The organism is Glutamicibacter sp. NPDC127525 (genome assembly GCF_042672105.1).
Taxonomy (GTDB): Bacteria; Actinomycetota; Actinomycetes; order Actinomycetales; family Micrococcaceae; genus Glutamicibacter.
The window spans coordinates 277,960-298,024 of record NZ_JBHXVN010000001.1; the positions used below are offsets into that span (position 1 = coordinate 277,960).

Annotated in this window: 22 protein-coding genes; 11 read left to right on the forward strand and 11 right to left on the reverse strand. The window is 56.9% G+C overall.

The features are described from left to right. The first annotated feature begins 12 nt into the window (after positions 1-12). Both ACFVHU_RS01235 and ACFVHU_RS01240 read left to right on the forward strand, forming a co-directional pair. The gene (locus ACFVHU_RS01235; RefSeq protein ID WP_332594754.1) at positions 13-1,617 is read left to right on the forward strand and encodes an amidohydrolase family protein; all 1,605 of its coding nucleotides are present in this window, start codon (positions 13-15) and stop codon (positions 1,615-1,617) included. Positions 1,618-2,028: 411 nt separating this feature from the next. Further along, positions 2,029-2,757 carry a polyprenol monophosphomannose synthase gene (locus ACFVHU_RS01240; RefSeq protein ID WP_105657847.1) on the forward strand — a complete coding sequence of 243 codons (729 nt, stop codon included), beginning with the start codon at positions 2,029-2,031 and terminating at the stop codon, positions 2,755-2,757. Positions 2,758-3,115: 358 nt separating this feature from the next. Here the strand turns inward: ACFVHU_RS01240 and ACFVHU_RS01245 are convergent, their stop codons facing one another. The 6 genes from ACFVHU_RS01245 to zapE all read right to left on the reverse strand — a co-directional run bounded on the left by ACFVHU_RS01245 (position 3,116) and on the right by zapE (position 7,764). Further along, positions 3,116-3,463, reverse strand: a complete 348-nt coding sequence (locus ACFVHU_RS01245) for an RNA polymerase-binding protein RbpA (RefSeq protein WP_105657848.1) — start codon at positions 3,461-3,463, stop codon at positions 3,116-3,118. Between the two features lie 184 nt (positions 3,464-3,647). Continuing rightward, positions 3,648-4,586 (reverse strand): SPFH domain-containing protein, encoded by a 939-nt coding sequence (locus tag ACFVHU_RS01250; RefSeq protein WP_105657849.1) that lies wholly within the window; start codon positions 4,584-4,586, stop codon positions 3,648-3,650. 55 nt (positions 4,587-4,641) lie between these two features. Beyond that, positions 4,642-5,118, reverse strand: coding sequence for an NfeD family protein (locus ACFVHU_RS01255; RefSeq protein WP_105657869.1), 477 nt, complete (start codon positions 5,116-5,118; stop codon positions 4,642-4,644). A 104-nt stretch (positions 5,119-5,222) separates the two neighbouring features. Further along, positions 5,223-6,074: a putative RNA methyltransferase gene (locus ACFVHU_RS01260; RefSeq protein ID WP_133833368.1), complete on the reverse strand. Its 852-nt coding sequence runs from the start codon at positions 6,072-6,074 to the stop codon at positions 5,223-5,225. Next, a complete protein-coding gene (gene def, locus ACFVHU_RS01265) occupies positions 6,074-6,715 on the reverse strand; it encodes a peptide deformylase (protein WP_388022032.1) in 642 nt (213 codons plus the stop codon). Before def ends, ACFVHU_RS01260 begins: the two co-directional genes overlap by 1 nt. After that, positions 6,712-7,764, reverse strand: a complete 1,053-nt coding sequence (gene zapE, locus ACFVHU_RS01270) for an AFG1/ZapE family ATPase (RefSeq protein ID WP_166650693.1) — start codon at positions 7,762-7,764, stop codon at positions 6,712-6,714. Before zapE ends, def begins: the two co-directional genes overlap by 4 nt. 318 nt (positions 7,765-8,082) lie before the next feature. On the opposite strand from zapE, the gene ACFVHU_RS01275 reads away from it, so the two are divergent. Beyond that, positions 8,083-8,445 carry an ArsR/SmtB family transcription factor gene (locus ACFVHU_RS01275; protein WP_388022035.1) on the forward strand — a complete coding sequence of 121 codons (363 nt, stop codon included), beginning with the start codon at positions 8,083-8,085 and terminating at the stop codon, positions 8,443-8,445. A gap of 172 nt (positions 8,446-8,617) precedes the next feature. Further along, positions 8,618-9,085 (forward strand): SRPBCC domain-containing protein, encoded by a 468-nt coding sequence (locus ACFVHU_RS01280; protein ID WP_388022037.1) that lies wholly within the window; start codon positions 8,618-8,620, stop codon positions 9,083-9,085. Between the two features lie 55 nt (positions 9,086-9,140). Here ACFVHU_RS01280 and ACFVHU_RS01285 read toward each other — a convergent pair whose 3' ends face one another. After that, on the reverse strand, positions 9,141-9,728 hold the full coding sequence (locus ACFVHU_RS01285; protein ID WP_133833365.1) for an HAD-IA family hydrolase: 588 nt from the start codon (positions 9,726-9,728) through the stop codon (positions 9,141-9,143). A gap of 226 nt (positions 9,729-9,954) precedes the next feature. Between ACFVHU_RS01285 and ACFVHU_RS01290 the strand changes: the two genes are divergently transcribed. Then, positions 9,955-10,416 (forward strand): DUF3817 domain-containing protein, encoded by a 462-nt coding sequence (locus ACFVHU_RS01290; RefSeq protein WP_105661272.1) that lies wholly within the window; start codon positions 9,955-9,957, stop codon positions 10,414-10,416. Between the two features lie 149 nt (positions 10,417-10,565). Here ACFVHU_RS01290 and ACFVHU_RS01295 read toward each other — a convergent pair whose 3' ends face one another. Beyond that, positions 10,566-11,534 (reverse strand): arsenic resistance protein, encoded by a 969-nt coding sequence (locus tag ACFVHU_RS01295; RefSeq protein ID WP_105661273.1) that lies wholly within the window; start codon positions 11,532-11,534, stop codon positions 10,566-10,568. Positions 11,535-11,682: 148 nt separating this feature from the next. Here ACFVHU_RS01295 and ACFVHU_RS01300 point away from each other — a divergent pair, with 148 nt between their 5' ends. Further along, positions 11,683-12,057 carry a DUF3054 domain-containing protein gene (locus ACFVHU_RS01300; protein ID WP_105658356.1) on the forward strand — a complete coding sequence of 125 codons (375 nt, stop codon included), beginning with the start codon at positions 11,683-11,685 and terminating at the stop codon, positions 12,055-12,057. Here the strand turns inward: ACFVHU_RS01300 and ACFVHU_RS01305 are convergent. Both ACFVHU_RS01305 and ACFVHU_RS01310 read right to left on the reverse strand, forming a co-directional pair. Continuing rightward, positions 12,046-12,588: a hypothetical protein gene (locus ACFVHU_RS01305; RefSeq protein WP_208294227.1), complete on the reverse strand. Its 543-nt coding sequence runs from the start codon at positions 12,586-12,588 to the stop codon at positions 12,046-12,048. The two genes, ACFVHU_RS01300 and ACFVHU_RS01305, sit on opposite strands and share 12 nt — an antisense overlap. Then, positions 12,589-13,185, reverse strand: coding sequence for a sigma factor-like helix-turn-helix DNA-binding protein (locus ACFVHU_RS01310; RefSeq protein ID WP_105661274.1), 597 nt, complete (start codon positions 13,183-13,185; stop codon positions 12,589-12,591). Between the two features lie 164 nt (positions 13,186-13,349). On the opposite strand from ACFVHU_RS01310, the gene ACFVHU_RS01315 reads away from it, so the two are divergent. Further along, positions 13,350-13,631 carry an Lrp/AsnC family transcriptional regulator gene (locus ACFVHU_RS01315; RefSeq protein WP_105658354.1) on the forward strand — a complete coding sequence of 94 codons (282 nt, stop codon included), beginning with the start codon at positions 13,350-13,352 and terminating at the stop codon, positions 13,629-13,631. An 85-nt stretch (positions 13,632-13,716) separates the two neighbouring features. Here ACFVHU_RS01315 and trpD read toward each other — a convergent pair whose 3' ends face one another. Then, positions 13,717-14,784 (reverse strand): anthranilate phosphoribosyltransferase, encoded by a 1,068-nt coding sequence (trpD, locus tag ACFVHU_RS01320; protein WP_133833364.1) that lies wholly within the window; start codon positions 14,782-14,784, stop codon positions 13,717-13,719. 286 nt (positions 14,785-15,070) lie between these two features. Between trpD and ACFVHU_RS01325 the strand changes: the two genes are divergently transcribed. From ACFVHU_RS01325 to ACFVHU_RS01340, 4 genes are all read left to right on the forward strand, one after another. Continuing rightward, positions 15,071-15,709, forward strand: coding sequence for a heme-copper oxidase subunit III (locus ACFVHU_RS01325; RefSeq protein ID WP_105658353.1), 639 nt, complete (start codon positions 15,071-15,073; stop codon positions 15,707-15,709). Between the two features lie 76 nt (positions 15,710-15,785). Then, positions 15,786-16,580 (forward strand): cytochrome c, encoded by a 795-nt coding sequence (locus ACFVHU_RS01330; protein WP_105658352.1) that lies wholly within the window; start codon positions 15,786-15,788, stop codon positions 16,578-16,580. Positions 16,581-16,651: 71 nt separating this feature from the next. Continuing rightward, complete coding sequence (locus ACFVHU_RS01335) at positions 16,652-17,701, forward strand: ubiquinol-cytochrome c reductase iron-sulfur subunit (protein WP_105658351.1); 1,050 nt, start codon at positions 16,652-16,654, stop codon at positions 17,699-17,701. A 2-nt stretch (positions 17,702-17,703) separates the two neighbouring features. After that, complete coding sequence (locus ACFVHU_RS01340) at positions 17,704-19,374, forward strand: ubiquinol-cytochrome c reductase cytochrome b subunit (protein ID WP_133833363.1); 1,671 nt, start codon at positions 17,704-17,706, stop codon at positions 19,372-19,374. Positions 19,375-20,065: the final 691 nt, after the last annotated feature.

Below are 20,065 nucleotides of genomic sequence, written 5' to 3' on the forward strand. Positions count from 1 at the left end.
AGGGAGACGCTGATGGCAAAAACACTCTACCGAAACGGGTCCATCTACTCAGCGGCCGATCCATTTGCTACCGCAATGGTGGTGGACGGCGACACCATTTCATGGTTGGGCGGCGAGGACGCAGCCGAGCGCCACGCGTCTGCCGTCGACGAAGTGGTCGACCTCAATGGTGGTTTGATTACCCCGGCGTTCGTCGAATCCCACACGCACCTTGCCGCCTTGGGCCGCACCCTTTCGGGAGCCGATTTGGGTGCAGCAACCTCGGCTTCTTCGCTGCTTTCCCTCGTCGCCGAGCAGGCGCAGAAGTCGACCAAGCTGGTCCTGGCTCAGGGGTGGGACAACTCGAACTGGGCTGACCAGCAGCTGCCCGCGGAAACCGACCTGACCAGTGCCGCGGAAGGCCGCGGCTATTACCTGGCGCGTCGCGATGTGCACAGTGCCCTGGTCAATCGGGAACTGCTGGATCTGCTGGACCTGGGCCACCTCGCCGCTGGCATCATTTCTGGTGCGGATCACGACGCCGTGCGTGAAGCACTCACCAATACGCAGAAGGCCGAACAGGAATACCAGCGCCTGGCACTGGAGCACTACGCCTCGCGTGGTTTCGCCAGCGTTGTGGAGATGGCGGCCCCGCATATTGAGGGCCGAGAGGCGCTGGAGCAGTTGCTGGCCATCGACAACCCTGAACTGCCGCAAGTCCATGCCTACTGGGGCGAACTGGTTAGCGATGCAGACATCGCCCAGGAACTGGTCGCATCCTTCCCAACGGGAAAGGTGCTGGGCTTGGGTGGCGATCTTCGCGTGGATGGTTCGCTAGGCAGCCACACGGCGTACCTGCGCGAAGACTACAGCGATCAGCCGGGCGAACGCGGCACCCTGTATCTGAAGCGTGACGAAATTGCGGCCCACCTGGTCGCTTGCAGTTCCCGGGAGATCCAGGCCTCGTTCCATGTGATCGGAGACGGCGCCCTGGACGAGGTGTTGGCAGGTTTTGACCTGGCTGCTGAGCAGATTGGGGCAGCTAAGCTGCAGATGTGCCGGCACCGTCTGGAGCATGTCGAGATGGTTGATGAAGACTCGCGGGCCCGTTTGCTGCAGTACGCCATCATGGTTTCGATGCAGCCGGTCTTCGACCAGGCGTGGGGCGGCTCGAACGGCATGTACGCGCAGCGCCTGGGGGAGCGCGCAGCATCGATGAACAACCTCTCCGCTATGCTTTCGGCTGGTGTGCCAATGGTGCTTGGCTCTGATGCTCCGGTAACGGAGGTTGATGGCTGGCAGGTTGTTCGCGCCGGCATGAACATGACGAATGCTGAGGCTCGCATTTCGGCTCGTGCGGCCTTCTTGGCTCAAACCCGATCCACCTACCGCGCCATGGGCGAGATGAACCCGTTTGCCGGGCAGCTCGTGATCGGCGCGCCGGCGACTTTTGCAGTGTGGACTGCCTCTGAACTTGCTGTGCAAACTCCGGACGTCCGAATCAGTTCTTGGAGTACCGATGCACGAGCTGGAACTCCGATGCTTCCGGTCGTTGATGAGGAAATTCCGCAGTGCCTGCGTACAGTACGCGCTGGAATCACGCTTTTCAATACCCTTGAGCCAAGCGAATCGGCTTAAAGCGAAACAGATGCTCAATAAGCAGAATGAATTCGCAAAATTTGCCCTGACTAGTGGTGTCTAGGTAAAGAGTGAAGTCATTTGATGGTTGACAGCCTAGGTGGGGTACCCACTAGGCTGGTCTAAGCGCCTCTTCGAGATGCACATGCATTGCGTTGGAAACTACGCAATTTAAACAACGATCCTCAGTGACCTTAGATAACATTCTCTGTGCCTTTCGGCGTGGAGAATAGGGCCGAAGTCACTGAGGATCGTTCGTTAATGCGGTGTCTCCAGCGCGCTGATTGGCAAATGATGACTATACTTTGAATTTGGATTAACTCTTTTCGACCCGGTGTCCTGCATAAGCCATGCAGTCGACGCCGAGCAGGCAAGAGGCTTTGTGTTGTATACCCAGAAAGGTGCCGCCGCGTGCGCGTCATTACAATCATTCCGACTTACAACGAACTGGAGTCGCTCCCGCTGACCGTAGGACGCTTGCGTACCGCAGTTCCTGACTCGGATGTATTGATCGTTGATGATAACTCGCCTGACGGCACCGGAGAACTTGCAGACAAGATGGCTGCTGAGGACTCGAATATCCACGTATTGCACCGTACCGGCAAGGATGGCCTGGGAGCCGCCTACATTGCAGGTTTCGAATGGGCGTTGGCTCGCGACTACGACGTACTGGTAGAGATGGATGCCGATGGCTCGCATATGCCAGAGCAGCTTCCACGCCTTTTGGAAGCCAGTGCCGCGGGCGCAGATCTCGTAATCGGTTCGCGTTGGGTCAAGGGCGGCGAAGTCGTGAACTGGCCAATGCTGCGCAAGATCATCTCGCGCGGCGGCAGCTTCTACTCGCGCACCATGCTGGGCTTGCCTCTGCGCGACATCACCGCAGGCTACCGCGCCTTCAAGCGCGAAACCCTGGAAGCAATCGATTTTGACGCCGTTGAGTCGCGCGGCTACGGCTTCCAGGTGGACATGACCTTCCGCGTGGCCATGCTGCGCAAGACGATCGTTGAAGTTCCCGTGACCTTCGTAGAGCGCGAACTGGGCGCGTCGAAGATGAGCGGCAACATTGTGTTCGAAGCAATGTGGAATGTCACCCGCTGGGGCTTGGGCGCCCGGTGGAAGAAGCTGACTTCCAAGAAGTAATACCCGTGTTTAAGCGAACTGGCGTGCAACGATGGATCGTTGCACGCCAGTTCGTTTAACCAGGAATCATCATCAGGTCTCGGGCAGGCAGTGAAATACAAACCAGCCCACCGCCCCAAAGGCGGACTGTGCAGGATGAAGATAGCTTCTACGAAGCTGCTTAGGCCGGCGGCGCTGGCCGCGCAATTTCATGCAGGCTCTTTGACGCAGTTGAAAATACTGGGCGTGGTCTTTGAGCCCCATAGCAGACAGGCAAAAGAGTGAGGGCTGGGTTTGATAACCATTGGTCATCAAACCCAGCCCTCAACCAAGCCCCTACGGCCATGCTAAGGCAGCATGGAACCGTGCGTGGGGGAGATTAGGCAGTTTCCCCGCGAGCAGCGCGCAGCTGCTGGAGGCGGTCTGCCAGAGTCTTTTCCAGTTCTTCTTCGGAACGGCGCTCAAGAAGCATGTCCCAGTGGGTACGGACAGGCTTTTCATTGCCCGGTTCTTCGGCCTTGGCTTCGCCGTGGACGAGCTTGGCTTCCTTACCGGTCTTGGTGTGCCAGGTTGCTGGAATTTCAGCTTCGGCAGCAAAGACGACGAAGACGGTCTCGCCCTCTTCGGTACGGTATTCCACACGCTGACGGGCAGCCGGCTCCACACCTGCCTCAGATTCCATGCTCTGTGCACCCAGGCGCATGCCTCGTAGGCTGCGATCGCTCATGTTTTCCCTCCGCGATGATTGAAGAATTCGCTACACGTACCAACGTTTGGCACTCGGAAATAATTCCCTCCGACTAGAGGTGAAGATAATTCTTGGTGCCAAAACATCCATTATACGCGTCTGCGGCGAGGTGCATTGTATGCACCTCGCCGCAGACGGCTAATCGGTTCTAAACCAGCTGTTGCTACAGGTTGCTACCTGGGGCCGATGGCGATTCCGGAGTGGCAGGCTTGCTGCCCGATCCGTTGCCGCCCAGCGCTCCGCCGATGCCCTTGAGTGCTTCGGTCAGTTCGCTTGGAATCACCCACAGGGTATTCGAAGTGCCTTCGGCAAGCTTCGGCAGAGTCTGCAGGTACTGGTAGGCGAGCAACTCATGGTCCGGCTTGCCGGCGTGAATTGCATCGAAGACCTTCTGGATGGCCTGGGACTCGCCGTCAGCGCGCAAGATTGCGGCCTGTGCATCGCCCTCGGCTTCGAGGATGGAAGCCTGGCGTGCGCCTTCGGCAGTAAGGATGGAGGACTGCTTGGTGCCCTCAGCGGTCAGGATGGCAGCACGGCGGTCACGCTCGGCGCGCATCTGCTTCTCCATCGAGTCCTGGATGGACAGCGGTGGATCGATAGCCTTCAGCTCGACACGGGAAACACGGATGCCCCACTTGCCGGTTGCCTCGTCAAGGACACCACGCAGCTGGCCGTTGATCTGGTCGCGGCTAGTCAGGGCCTCTTCCAGATTCAGGCCACCGACGACATTACGAAGCGTAGTGGTGGTCAGCTGTTCTACGGCCTGGATGTAGTTAGCGATTTCATACGTCGCGGCACGCGGCTCGGTGATCTGGAAGTAGACCACGGTATCAATCGAAACTACCAAGTTGTCCTCGGTAATAACTGGCTGCGGCGGGAAGGAAACAACTTGTTCACGCAGGTCCAGCAGCGGCAGCAAGCGATCCACAAAGGGGATCAGGATTGTCAGACCGGGATTTAGGGTTCGGTTGTACTTGCCGAGGCGCTCAACGATGCCAGCACGTGCCTGCGGCACGATGCGCACGCTGCGCAGTAGGACGACAATCACGAAGATTGCCAGAACGACAAGCACAATAGTCAAGCCAAAGCCATCTGAATTCATGGTTCGTACTCTCTTTCCTTGTGCAGTAGTGATGAATTTGGGGGCGTCAGGCTAGCTAGCCGTTAGCAGGGTCAGGGGACTTCGCGGTGAGGTATGCAGTTGCCCCGTCGATACGTGAAACCACGGCATAGGTGCCGGGATTCATGGTCGGAACGCTGGATTCAGCACGGGCGGTCCAGATCTCTCCACGGATCTTGGCCGAACCCGACATGCGCGAGGTCGGCTCGAGAATAAGTGCATCCGCACCGATTAATCGCTCGATATTGGTGCGGAAGCCCTCGGGTGATTTCCGTAAATGTTTGACGGCAATAGGTCGAACCAGGAAGATCATCAACAATGAAATGACGCAGAATACAAGGACCTGCAACCACATGGGTCCACTGAGCAGTGCGACCGCTACACCACCAAGGGCACCTACGCCGAGCATGATGAAGTAGAGATCAAGAGAAAGCATCTCGATGATCGCCAGCAGCAAGAACAGTGCCAGCCAGATCACCCAAGCGTTGCTGATGATCCATTCGGCTGTTGTCATGGCATTCACCTAAATTCTGTTAGGACATTGACCAGTCGTAACTGGTCTTTCCTACATTCTGCCGTAGAAGGCAGATAAAAGGTGTAGTCATTTTGGGGTATCTTCTAGCCCTGCGTGACGAATGCGTGTACTCCAAAGGAAGCTGTTACAGGCTGGGAACCCAACGCCAGCGTCTGCTGATGAAGAATTTCAGGGGAGAGGTGGTGCCCGGACGGACCCATGAATGCAAGGTTATAGAGATCGTCCGCATTCAGGTTCATCCGATATGTCAGATTCTTGGATCCGCGATGATTAAGGCCTTCAGCCGCAAATTTTTCCACCAAGGCGGCTTGCTTGCCCTGTCCTACGGTGAGCATGCCCAGCGGGTCGACGACTTCGTTGAGATGATCTGGTTCGCCGGTCACGACAATGCATAATCCACCAGTACGCAGTACACGTTGGAACTCTGCCGGGTTATGCGGTGCGAAGCAGTTGATCACCACATCGCGTGATCGGTCGGCAGTAGGCAATTTGCGCCAGACATCCCAGACCACAGCGAGCGTGCTTGGAACCTTCGCGGCACGACGCATGGCAAAGCGGGAGATGTCCAGAGCCAAAGCATCAAGTTCAGCAGCAGGAGAGTTCTCTAGAATCTTCCCCAGGTAGTAGCCGGTACCTGCGCCCGCATCCAGCACGTCAAGCGAATGTCCGTCGTGATGATCATTGATCAGCTCGGACAGCGCGCGCGCCAGAGGCTCATAATGTCCCTTTGACTGGAAAGCATCGCGGGCTTGGACCATGGCCGAGGTGTCTTCGAGGAAGTTCGTTCCTTTGCCAGTAAGGAAGTTGAAGTAACCCTGTTTGGCAGCATCAAAACGATGCCCGGCTTCGCAACTCAGGGTTCTATCCCGAGATTCCTCGAAGCCAAGGGGTTGCTCGCAGACCGGGCAAGTAACGTTCGTGGTGCCGGAGAACATTAGAATTTCAGAACCTCTTGTGCCGTTGCAACGTCCATGCTTTCATGGCGCCACAGTTCGGATTCGTTAATCAAGGAGCGGGTAAGTGCTTTGTCGATATAGACAGTGCCCGACAGATGATCAGTTTCGTGCTGGACAATGCGGGCCTGCCAACCGGAGAAGCTTCGAGTTATTTCCTGGCCGTCCCGATCTTTATAAGTGGCGGTGATATCGGCGGCCCGGCTCACTACGCCTTGGAATCCTTCGAAAGACAGGCAACCTTCGTAGAAGACTGCCGCGCGCTCTGTTGATGCCGTATATACGGGGTTGAAGATCTCGAAGTACTCCAGCGGCTCACGCTCTCTGTGCGAGGCAGCTTCCTCCGGAATGGGATAGAGATCTTCGAGCACGGCAATCTGCAGGGGGATACCCACCTGAGGAGCGGCGAGTCCTACGCCAGGGGCGTCGTACATGGTCTGGCGCATTGCTTCAAGGAGTTCTTCGAGCAGTTCCTGCGGAAGCTGCTGCTCGTAGGCCACCGCCTGCTGGCGGAGAACGGGATGTCCCAGCTGGACAATAGGCAGTATGAGGTTCTCATCTGCAGTCTCCAGGACTTCTCGAACTATATTCTCGATGTCCTGTTCGGTGTACTCGGTGTTCATCGGCAAGCGCTAGTCCGTTCGTATTCGTTGAGCTGAAGTTGAGCCAGGCGCGAGGTGAGTCGGGCCTTTTCAGTGTCATGCAGCATGTGTCCAAGATTGCCCAGATTGTCTGCGGCGTACAGATGGACTTCCACGTTCTTGTCGTAGAAGATATCGATAAGATTCGCCAATCGGCGTTCCTCATCCATTGGCATGGTGGCACTAGCTGGGATGCAGGTTATATGCCAGCGCGAATACCGGCTTGCCAAATCCAGATAGTCGGCAGTGTTGCGACGGGTTCGGCAGATCTGATCGAAGCTGATCCAGATCTCATACGCATTCACGTGGACTGGCCCGATTTCGTCGTAGCCGATCTGGATCATCGTATCGTGGACCGGCAGTTCTCCTGGTGCTTCGAAGAGATTTAGCGTGCCTCTCCGATACCCGTCCAAGACCTGCTCGGGATCGGCGGCGAGCTGTCGGTAGTCCACCGAATGATCCAGCGAGAATACAGTGAAGTCCCGTTGGATCCGGTCAATAATTGGCTGAACCAGGTGATGGAAAGTGTCATCGTCAAGCAGCTTCTCCGGCCCGTAGTTCGACGTAGTGACCAGCTGGATCTCGTGTTCCGTGCAATGCCGAATGAGCTTGGCCATGAACATCGCGTCGCCAGGTTCGGTGCAATGGAACTCATCGAAGACCAGCAACTGCAGTCCAGCTAGCTCGCGCTCAAGCCCTTGCGAGAAAATCGCGCCCAGCGGCTGGCCCGGGACACGGTTGACCGGGGAATTTACGCGCTGGAAGAACTCGTGGAAATGGAAGCGCGCTGTCGTGGTTTCAGGCAGCACCGAGACCAAGGTATTGATGATGAGGGTTTTGCCTCGACCAGGAGGGCCATAAATGTAGACGCCAGGGTGCTTTGCCGTCATCGTCGTACGCAAAGTACGTCCTAGAAGGTCGATCAGATCACTCTGAACCGGGTCAACTTCGATACCTTGCAGCTTGAGAGCTTCGCGGATCTGAAGAGCGTACTTATTCCCGTGGGGAATGCGTAGCAACGGATTAGCCATATCTAAATTTTGCCACTGAGCGCAGACGCGGCCAATCTTCTGTGATGCAATCGCCACCATTCCAGCTTGCAGGGATGCCTTGCGGTGCCGAGGCGACGTTAAAGTGCCTAGTCAAGAAGCCTTCGATTTATTTCGAAACGGATGATTTAAATAGGGGAGTGCTCCCAAAGATGGCTACGAGCCTGTTTAGTCTTGTGAATTTTGAGCATACCTATCGCTTTATCTTGATCCGTGGCCATAATGGACACACCCATAGAGCTGGGTTGAAGCAGTTGAATCGGACCAGGGCGGGCGAAATGCGGAGAGGGAGCGCGTGAGATGACCAGTGAATTCATTGTCCCAACGGCTGAAGACGAGATCGTCTCCAGCGATCTTTTGGACATGTCGGCAACGGTACTCAAAACCTTGTCGGATCCGGCAAGGCTCCAGATGCTCTGGGCGCTGTCCATGGACGATCTTTCCCTGTCCGATTTGGCTCAGTTGATCGGCGTTAGTCCAACGGTTGCCGGCCAATTGCTATCCAAGCTGCGAGCAGCTGGTGTATTGCAAACGAGGAAGTCCGGCCGCCATGTCATCTACTCGATGCATGATGAGCGATCGCGCGAGTTCATTCGGCAGACCCTGGAGTTCGCGAGGCACCGGCTGGATTTGCAGGATCAGCGTCAACAAGCTGAGCAGTAAGCGGCCTTCGAAATCCGTGGCGTAAATGGACGAATATGGCTACTTCCAGCGACATTGCGAATAAGCCGATAATCTACATTATGTAAAGTAATGGAAATCCACGACTCCCCACGCAGGGTCTCACTGCAGCCATTTGTGCTGGCTGCCCCGTCTATCGAAGCAGGCTCCTTTCATGCCCATCATTCGAAAGTTCGCGGACGCTTCGGCGGGATCTGTGGATCTCAGGTGGTCCTTCGGCGTATCGACCGACAGGCTTTGGCACGCAATGATTGATCGTCAGGCATTGCCACTCTGGCTGGGAACTCACGTCGCTGGAAGCCTTGGCGTGGGTTCTACTGTGCAGATCGAGCATGCGGAAAACTTCATCTGCGAAAGCCGGATTGAACAGGTCGAGCCAGCATCCGCCCTCGTGATGTCCTGGAAGTTTCCGGAAGAATCTGTGTCGGAGGTTAGTTTGACTCTGCAGTCGAGCCTCTTCGGAGCTGAACTTGCGCTGAGCCACTCCAAACTCAGCGTTGGCGTCTCGAATTACTTGGCGGGATGGGAAACGCATCTCATGTATCTGGAGGCCGTCCTGCTTGGGGCTCCGCGCTCGATGGATCAATTCTGGGACGTTTATCAGGAGGTATTCGAGAACTAGGGCGCTTTCCTCTTGCCACTCCCCTCGATGTTATTCCAAACGATGATCGATCCGGCTAGAGTACACCGCGCCGGGTCAATGCCGACCTCAAATCCGCAGCGGAAGCAAAGTGATGTGTGTGGATCCCGAGATCGGTCGCCCCGACAAGTTTCCCGGCGGAATCGTCGGTAAAGAGGATCTGGTTTGCACACAGGTGCAGAGCATTGATTACGTGCAGAAATGCTCGTCGGTCTGGCTTCGGATAACCGATTGTTGCTGAATTGAATACTCGGGCGACGTGGGTGGCGATTCCTTGCCGCTTAAGTTCGATGTCAATGGTGTCGCTGCCGTTCGTGAGAATGGCGGTGGTGATACCTGCACGTTGTAGATCGTCGAGTAGCTGCAGCACATCCTGATCTACAACGGGCTCTATGCGACCCCATGCGTTGGCGGCTTCCGTGGATCCAATGCTCTTCCCAATCTCCTTGATCCATGTCAAACGAGATATTTTACCTGTAGTGAGTCCTTCCAGGCGAGCAGGGTCGAAAGCCGCCGCGTTCAAAGTGCCCGATGGCAACCCATATTCCATTTCAACGTCAGCAGTGGCGGCCTCGGGAAAGTTGCGGATCACTCCGTCCAAATCGAAAACTACTGCGTGGATCATGGGGCAATCCTGCCAGATGCAGGCGCATTGGGGCATCTGGGGCCAAGTGCATGCGGTGCCTTTCCTGCAGCGAGGGCCTGCCTAGAAATCTAGCAGGTGCTGCGTCAACCGGGAACTCCATGTTCCAGGGCAGGATGTCGGCGGTATCCCGGGAGCCAGATAGGCTAGTACTTGACCGAGTTCCCGGACTACTCCCCTATCTACCTTCAAGGACAGAAAACACCCTATGTCTCCAAGCGCCCTGTACCGTCTAGTTGCCCGCGCTGAAGCTGTCACATGGACGATGCTGATCATCGCATTGATTTTGAAGTACGTCGTCAAGGTTGGTGATTGGCCTGTATCCATTGCCGGCTTCATCCACGGCTTTGTCTTCCTGACTTATGCAACGATGGCTGTGCTCATTGGCATGAATCAGCGCTGGAGGAAGTCGCTGATCATTGGAGCTGCCGCGACCGCCGTCGTCCCATATCTGACCATTCCTTACGACAAGTGGCTGGAACGCAAGGGAAAGCTGGAAGGTACCTGGCGTACCGAAGCAACCGATCATCCAGATGATCGCAAGTGGACCGACGCGACGATGCGTTGGCTTGTTGCCCGCCCGGCGCTGACCACGGTCCTGCTATTCGTCGTTATTGCCGGTATCTTCTCGGCCATGCTTTTCATTGGCCCTCCAGGTGGCGAGCACTAATCATGGATTCTATGAGGAGCAGGCTGCTTTCGCCTGGGCATCACTGAATGCACTGACTCCTCAATCCAATTTGCCTGGCCCGGTCACTTCCATGTGTTCTTGGCCAGGCAAATTCTGTTTAATCCGGACATAGCAGGGTAAGGCTCGAACTACTTGGTGGTGCGTTGCTTCGGTGCGTAGTGAACCATCACCAACATTCCAATTAGCTCTACCAAGGTCTGGCTAACGACCACGGCAGAAGCTAATTCCAGCTCCGCGGGCAAAGCCAGGGCCAGGGGAAGCACCACCAGAGAATTGCGTGTGACGCCGCTGAAAGTAACTGCCCGCCGCGAGGCGGTGGGCAGCTTGAAGAGTTTCCCCGCGGAGTATCCAAGGACATTCATGATGCAGATAAACAGGGCGAAAACCATAATGGCCAGCCCTAATTGACCCAGGCTTGCGCTCACCGTGAAGATCTGCGAGCCCACCACGCTAAATAGCGTTCCCATCATCAACGGAACCATTAGATAGTCGGCCCAATCCCCGATGGGCTCTGCCCAGGTAAATCGTTTGGCGAGTGCCTGGGTGAGTGCTGCTGCCAGCAGTGGGAGCACGATCAGTCCCAGCAGTGCCCCCAGGAAAGGAGCTGGCACGATCACGTCGATCGCCGAGGGTCCAGCAAATATATAGAGGTATGCCGGCACGAGCAGCATCTGCAAGATCAACAAGAGCGGTGTGGCCGCCAGCAACCGTTGGCTGTCTCCCCCGGCTAAGCCGGTAAAGACGATAACGTAGTCGATGCAGGGCGCTAGCAAGACCAGCAGCACGCCGAAGAGCAGTGCCTGGTCCCCCGCCACTATTCGCGATAGCCCGAAGGCCACGAGCGGCACCACGGCAAAGTTGACCGCGCACAGTGCACCCATGAAGCGAGTGTCCCGGAAGGCCTCCGGAAAACGGGTCAGCGGCATGCCCAGGAAAGTAGCGTAGAGCAGCAATCCAAGGAACGGGTTAACCGAGTTCTCGAGACCCTTGCTTGCGGCAGGCAAGGCCAGGCCGAGAACGCAACCGGCAGTGATCGCGGATAAATAGAGGGCGATCTGGTGCGTTTGCATCCATGCATTGCCAGGCCAGATCTTCATAGGACTAATGCTAGAACAATAGCTGCGGCCACCATGGCCGTGAGCTCATTCGGGCGAGCCGCGACGGCGACCTTCTGTGTCTGAACCGACAACGATCCAGCCAACGCCGAATTACTCACGGACACCGGGGTAAACCTATGATGAGTACATGAAGGATTCTATTCGTAAGTGGCCGCTGTGGATGGCTGTCGACGTTGTTCTCATTGTTCTATTCGCCCTGCTCGGTCGACGTGAACACGAGCATGCCTTGAGCATTGGCGGCATCCTGATGACCGCCCTGCCGTTCTTGGTTGCCTACGTCGTCGTGACCTTGCTGTCCAAGCCTTGGACCACGATCAACAAGCTCTTCCCTGTTGGCGTACTGGTCTGGGTGGTGACCGTAGCAGCGGGCCTTGCGCTTCGCGTTGGCATGGATTCCACTGCGGCACTCCCCTTCATCATTGTCGCGACATTGGTTCTGGGCGCATTCTTGATGGGGCGTCGGCTGGTTACCTCAATGGTGGCTAAGCGGCTAGGTAAATAGCAGGCCGAGCCCGTAGGAACCGGCAGCGACGAGACCGCTGGCGAAAGTCCCCAGAATAAACTGTTCGGCGGCGCGATGGTTTTTCAGTTCAGAGAACCGGCCAAGACCCTTGACCGCCAAGACGACGGCAATGCCTTCTGGCCAACCGGCCCAGAGGCTTCCAACGATGGCCGTGCGCTCCAGGAGTCCGATCCACAGCCCGCCTCGAAGCGGTGAAGGGTCGGACTCCTCCTTTTGGAGCTCGACATCATTCTTCGCAGCAAGCCGGAAAACAAGTTCCGTAAACGGACCGCCGAAACTAATGGCAAAGATGGAACTCAGGACGATCGCGTACACCGGCGAAAGCCCGTTCTGCTCCAACGAAGTTTGAGAAGCAACTGCCAGCAGGGCCGAGAGAATGGCGAACAGGGCAGAGCCCACAACTAGCCAGTCGCGGACACGAGCTCGTTTGCCCATGGCATAGCCAAGGTAGGCAGCTATGCAAGAGACAAACGCCGCCAGGCTCAGACTCCCCCAAGCGATCCAAAGCATTTACTGCTCCTTTAGCATCTTCAGCTGTCGGTTCAGCGATTTGGCAGCTTCATCCATCATTCGGTTCGCCTCAAACCATAGCGCGGCCGACAGACGAGAAGAGACAGCCTGCTGGGTGATTCCTAATTCTTGGGCAATCTGCTGCTGGGTCAGGCCTTCATCGGCCAGAGTGCCAGCTTCCCATGCCGTGGCCCGTCGCTTTGAAACTATGCAGGCAGTCAGCTGGAGCTCGGCTTCCAGGCGGGTGGCTTCATGCGACGGTCCATGAACAGCTAGATGCGCATTGGTGTTCTTTGCCCGCTCAACTGCGACACGAGCATATTCAAAGGCAGGCCCCCGTCCGGCACGGGTTTCTTCGGGCAGTGGCGTTTCAACTTGCCCGAAGCCAATGCCGACACTCCAGTCCCCTGAAGCTGCCATCATCACTGCCAAGCGAATTGCTTCGTTGGCGTTATCCAAGACAGCTTGGACTTCATCGCCGGCGGTTCGCTGGAAGGGGCGAACCACTGGAACGGTAGCATTAGCTTGCTTGACTAGAGCCTCCACCTTGTCTTCGGTGGAACGTGAACGCCGCTGGTCAATGGTCAACACAATCATGAAACAATTGTAAAACTTTGTATCCGAATCTACAAATTAAAATCATTGTACTATGCGAAGCGGGGCGATGCGCCCATGCCTCTCATTCGCTGCTTTTCGACTAGAGTTGATTCCAGATCAGCCGCCTCCTGGCAGGCGACAAGTTAGAACCGAAAGGCACAGTGATGGTCACCGCATTCGTCATGATCCAGACTGCAACGGACAGTATCCCTGAATGCGCTAAGCAGATCTCCGCAATCTCGGGCATCAGCGAAGTCTATTCCGTAGCAGGCGACTGGGACTTGATTGCAATTGCACGAGTCAACAAGCACGAGGACCTTGCCGAAGTCATTGCCAATAAGCTTTCCAAGATTCCAGGCATCCGCGGCACCCAGACCCACATTGCATTCCGCGCATATTCGGAACATGATCTTGAAGCAGCTTTTTCCCTAGGCCTAGGCGACTAAGGACTTTTCAAGAACAAAGCCGGCCTTCGGTTCAGCGATTGTAAAATCGCGAACCAAAGACCGGCTTTGTTGGCATCTGACGGTGCTACGCGCCTACGATCGCCTGGGTCGTTGAGGACCAGGCTTCCAAGGTCGCCTTCGCCGCACCGGAATCGATGGAATGCGCTGCTTTCCCAATCGCCGCCCGCATGCGGTCTTCGAAACTGCCTTCAGCAGTATCGCTGTAAGCCACCATTCCGGCAGCCGCGTTCAGGAGGACCGCATCTCGAACGGGTCCGGGACTCCCCGAGATGACATCTCGTACAACCCCTGCGTTATGTAGTGCATCTCCACCGCGCAGATCATTAAGCGTCGCACGGGCAAATCCCACGTCCCGGGCATCGAACGTGAACTCGGAGACCGTGCCGTTGCGCACTTCCCAGACGCGGTTAGCTGTAGTGGTGGTTAGTTCATCCAGTCCGTCATCCCCGCGGAAGACCAGCCCACGCACGCCACGGCTTGCAAGAACGCCCGCCATGATTGGTGCCATGACCATGTCGGAGCAGCCGATGGCGGATGCGCTGGGCAATGCGGGATTGGTCAAGGGGCCCATGAAGTTGAAAGCGGTTGGTATGCGCAATTGACGGCGTGCTCCGGCAACGTGGCGCATCGAGGGATGGAAGACGTTGGCGAAGCAGAACGCAATCCCAACCTTGTCGTACACCTCTACAAGGCGCTCGATTGGTACCTCCAGGCGGACGCCCAATGCTTCAAGCACGTCGGCGGAACCCGAGGACGAAGAGGATGCGCGGTTGCCGTGTTTAACTATGCTCACGCCGGCGCCAGCGCACACCAGTGTGGCCATCGTTGAGATGTTGACGGTGTTCTGGCGATCGCCACCGGTCCCAACAATGTCCAAAGTTTGTGCATCGATGGTCAAAGGGCGCGCATTGGCGACCATGGAGTCCACCAAGCCGGTCAATTCGGCCACGGTCTCACCCTTGGATCGCAGTGCAACCAGGAACCCGGCAATCTGAACGTCGCTCGCCTCGCCGGACATGATCTCATTCATTGCCCAAGCGGCCTGTTCGCGGCTGAGATCGCCACCGTTGATCAGGGTGGCCAATAGATCTGGCCACGTCGGGAACTTTTCGTTTACAAGGCTCGTTGACACATGGGAAAGCCTATCCAGACACCGGGGCGCTACCCAATTCATGTCGTTAGATGATGTGGCTCAGGTCGCTAAAAATGCCTAGTTTCTGGGGTTAAATACGAAACACTTTCGTTGCATAAATGATTGTTTCGTGAGACTCGCCGGACGAAGCTCTACGAATTGTAGAAAGAGTTTTCTCTGTACTTCCGCATGTTTCCGCGGATGTTGCCAAGATGTGGCGCAACAAACCTCTGCCAACCCGCTTTTGCATTGGTATCTGAGGGGCATTTAGAGACATAATGTCAGTGTGACAACTGCGACTCATGCCCCAAATACGACGGCGCCACATGCGCCGAACCGCCCAAACATGGTGTCGGTGGGAACGATGGTGTGGCTCTCCAGCGAGCTCATGTTCTTCGCCGCCCTCTTCGCCATGTACTTCAGCCTCCGGGCTGCCGCGCCCGAACTATGGGCGACTGAAACTGCCAAGCTCAACGTACCGTTCGCGCTTGTTAACACCATCATCCTGGTGTCCAGCTCGTTCTCGTGCCAGCTAGGCGTGTTCCGTGCCGAAGAATTCAAGCCTCGCCGTTCCGGTGGGCTTTTCAACTTCAAGGAATGGGGAATGATTGAATGGTTCATTCTTACCTTCATCCTTGGCGCGATCTTCGTTTCGGTTCAGGCCTACGAATACGCTGTCCTCGTTAGCGAGGGCGTGGCATTCGACTCGAACTCCTACGCTTCGGCCTTCTACATTACGACCGGCTTCCACGGCATTCACGTCGCTGGTGGTCTGATTGCATTCTTGCTGATCATTGGTCGTGCGATGCTGGCTAAGAAGTTTGGTCACTTCGAAGCAACCGGCTCCATCGTCGTGTCCTACTACTGGCACTTCGTTGACGTTGTTTGGATCGCCCTGTTCGCGATCATCTACTTCTTGAAGTAGCAACTTAAATTCATTAGTTGCCTCAACAAGAAGTACGGCAACACCACACCAAAGAAACTAAGTGAGGAACCAGCAAGTGAAGGCTCTTTCGAAAAAGCGCCGCCACCCGCTCGCCGCTGTGGCCCTGCTTCTGTTCGGATTGCTGATTACCGGCAGTCTTTACACTGCAGCCGGTAACATCAGCGAAGCGAAGGCAGCTGAGACCACTTCTGCATCGCAGGCCGATGTAGAAGAAGGTCAGAAGCTTTTCGTCGCCAACTGCGCTACTTGCCACGGCATGAATGCCGAAGGCTCTGACTCCGGTCCATCGCTGATCGGCGTTGGCGCGGCTTCTGTTGACTTCCAGGTCGGCACCGGCCGTATGCCGATGCAGATGCAGGGCCCGCAGGCCCAGGTCAAGCCAGTACAGTTCGACGACGAGCAGATCTCCCAGCTGGCAGCGTATGTTGCAAGCCTGGGTGCAGGCCCAGCGATCCCTGATGAGGAATACTTGGATACCACCCAGGGCGACGCCGCCCACGGTGGCACCGTCTTCCGTGTGAACTGCGCAATGTGCCACAACGCGGCTGCTGCCGGTGGCGCGTTGACCCGCGGCAAGTTCGCACCAACCCTGACCGGTGTATCCGAGAAGCACATCTACGAAGCGATGGCTACCGGCCCACAGAACATGCCAGTGTTCAACGACTCGAACATCACCCCAGAAGAGAAGCGTGACGTTATCACCTTCCTGAAGACCATTGAAGCAAATGGTTCCGCTGGCGGTGCAGCCCTGGGCTCCCTGGGTCCAGTTGCTGAAGGCCTGTTCACCTGGACCGCAGGTCTGGGTATCATCATTGCCTTCACCATTTGGTTGACCTCGCGTCCTTCCTAAGGCAAACCCGCGGCCTCGGCCGTAACCATCACTACGTACATAAATTCCTAACAGAAGGATGAGAGAGAAACATGGGCGACCATAGTCACGGCAGTCCCGAAAACTCGGGCACCGTTGCTAAGGCTGACGATGTAGCTCAGGATCGATTCCCAGATCCGGGCTTACCACCCCATCGTCCGCGTCTCGCAGACCGCGATCCGCGCGCAGCCAAGCGACATGAGCGTCAAGTAGCGCTCCTATTTACCATCTCCATCATCGGCACGCTCTTCTTCTTCGTGGCCTACTTCGTCCTGGGCCACCTGGGCGAGATGACCTTCGCTGAACTGCGTGTGCAGAACGCTGCACTGGGACTGGGCACCGCTTTCGCGATGCTCGGTATCGGTGTGGGTATTGTTCACTGGGCCAAGACCCTGATGCCGGATCACGAGCTCATGGAAATGCGCCACGAGATCCGCTCGGAAGAAGATCGCCAGGATGCCGTCGAAATCATCGATACCGTGCTCGAAGAGTCCGGCATCAAGCGTCGTCCGCTGATCCGCAATACCCTGATCGGTGCCATCGCCTTGGCGCCAATCCCAGCAATCTTCATGTTCCGCGACCTGGATCGCACCGGTAACACCGCGAACGAGATGATCGATTCCCTGCGCCACACCATGTGGGACAAGGGCATCCGTCTGACCCGCGACCCATCTGGTACCCCGATCAAGGCTTCGGATGTGCAGATCGGTTCCGCATTCCACGTGATCCCAGAAGGCCTCAACGAGACCGAGCACCCGCTGAACGAAAAGGCCAAGGCCGTCGTTCTGCTGATGCGCATGGATCCAGCAGAAATGCAGATCTCCGAGGGACGCGAAACCTGGAACGTCGACGGCATCGTCGCATACTCCAAGATTTGCACCCACGTGGGTTGCCCGATTGCTCTGTACGAGCAGCACACCCACCACTTGCTGTGCCCTTGCCACCAGTCGACCTTCGACCTGACGCAGGAATGCAAGGTCATCTTCGGCCCAGCTGGCCACGCACTGCCACAGCTGCCAATTACCGTGGACTCCGAGGGCTACCTGGTAGCTCAGAGTGACTTCCACGAACCAGTTGGCCCGTCCTACTGGGAGCGTGGTTAATCATGACGACGACTAACGAATACCAGGCATCGACCGCTACCGGTCGCATCGCCAACTTCGTGGATTCCCGCGTCGGCGCTTCGGGCATGGTCAAGGAATTCGGTCGCAAGATCTTCCCGGACCACTGGTCGTTCATGTTCGGCGAAGTGGCAATGTACACCTTCGTACTGCTGCTGCTCTCGGGCACCTTCCTGACCTTCTTCTTCGATCCGTCGATGGCTCACGTCGTCTACGACGGCTCGTACGTACCGATGAAGGGTATCGGCATGTCGACGGCTATGGCCTCGACCATGGATATCTCCTTCGACGTGCGCGGCGGCCTGTTCATGCGACAGGTACACCACTGGTCGGCACTGCTGTTCGTCGCTTCCCTGTCCGTGCACATGCTGCGCGTATTCTTCACCGGCGCATTCCGTCGCCCACGTGAACTGAACTGGGTTGTCGGCGGCGTGCTGCTGATCATGGGTCTTGCTGCCGGCTTCACCGGCTACTCCCTGCCAGATGATCTGCTGTCCGGCAACGGCCTGCGCATTATCGATGGCGTCATGAAGGCACTGCCGATCGTCGGCACCTACCTGTCGATGTTCTTCTTCGGCGGCGAGTTCCCTGGCGATACCGTGATTCCGCGACTGTACTCGTTGCACATCATGATTGTTCCTGCGGTCATCATCTTGCTGATCGTTGTGCACCTGTTCATGGTCGTGACCCACAAGCACACCCAGTACCCTGGCCCAGGCCGCACCAACGACAACGTTGTTGGCTTCCCTGTTGGTCCGGTATACGCAGCCAAGGCCGGTGGATTCTTCTTCATCGTCTTCGGCATCGTGGCATTCATTGCTGGCCTGTTCCAGATCAACCCGGTATGGAACTACGGTCCATATGACCCATCCCCTGTTTCGGCTGGTACCCAGCCGGACTGGTACATCGGTTTCGTCGATGGCGCGCTGCGCTTGATGCCAGGTTACCTGGGCAACTTCAGCTTCGAATGGATCATTCCATTCCCATGGGGCGATAACACCCTGGTGATGTCGGTACTGCTGCCAGCACTGGTTCCTGCAGGCGCACTGTTCGCAGTGATGTTCGCATGGCCGTGGATCGAACGCTGGATCACCAAGGACAACCGTGAGCACCACCTGCTCGACCGTCCACGCAACGCTCCATTCCGAACCGCAGTGGGCGCTGCCGGCGTAGTCTTCTACTGCGTCATGTGGGCTGCTGCTTCCTCGGACTTGATCGCGACCCACTTCCACGTGTCGCTGAACGATGTCACCTACTGGCTGCGTACGCTGTTCTTCCTGGGCCCAATCTTCGCCTTCTGGTTGACTCGCCGTATCTGCCTGTCGCTGCAGCGCAAGGATCGCGAGATCGTCCTGCACGGCCGTGAAGCTGGCATCATCCAGATGTCGCCTGAGGGCGGCTTCTCGGAGAAGCACGAGGAAGTCGACGTCTACAAGCGTTACCTGCTGACCAACTACGTTGATCGCAAGTACATCCCGGCTCAGCCTGACGCAGCAGGACACGTCTCCGGTTCGGAGAAGCGTCGTGCAGCAATCTCGAAGTTCTTCTTCGAAGATCGCGTCGCCCCGGTAACCCCATCGGAGCTGGAAGCTGCTCATGCAGCCCACGGCCACCATGAGGTTGAGGGTGACACGCAGGACTCGATCGCCAAGTAATAGCGACCTGAGTTAGTCACAAAAGGAGGGACAAACCGCAAGGTGTGTCCCTCCTTTCGTTAACCCGGCTTTCCCAGGGGGCCCAGTGAGCCTAGCGCCGGTGAGCGCTCCGAAGACGCATGGTGGACGCCCATCGAAATTCCAGTGGCTGAGAACGCCATCTGGCACTGCCGGGTGCTCAGGGTGGAAAGTCCGTTCCTGCTCCCCTAGCCGCGTATCGAGCTGCGCTCCCCAGTGCGGAGAAGAATTGGCCATCCTGTTTGGCACTTCAGTCAGAAATGCCGTTCGGGGCTGTATGCTACTGCCGGCCTGCAGTGCAGCCATTCTGGATTGGCTGGAATCGAATGCTGCACGCCAATGCCAGTTGCGACTGGCGCAGCTGCCCGGTGTCGTCCCGGGCCGAACCGGAGCGGAGAGCTGCTCAGTGCATTCGTCTTTCCAGCGAAGACCCTCCAGACTGGGGACGAGCTCAGTTCCGCAATCACGTTCGCCAAGACTTCGAATGCAGCAGTTCAGACTCCCGTTTTGGCGCTCGGCATGGCCGAGCCGATATCCAGAGCGCTCTTCCAAAGGCTGCTCTCCTGCCAGAAAGAATGCCCGGCAGGCACCATGACCTCCAGTCCTGCTTCAGAATCGTTTGAATTGGATGACGGAATAACTCTGGACGCATCGACCGGATGGCAGAATCACG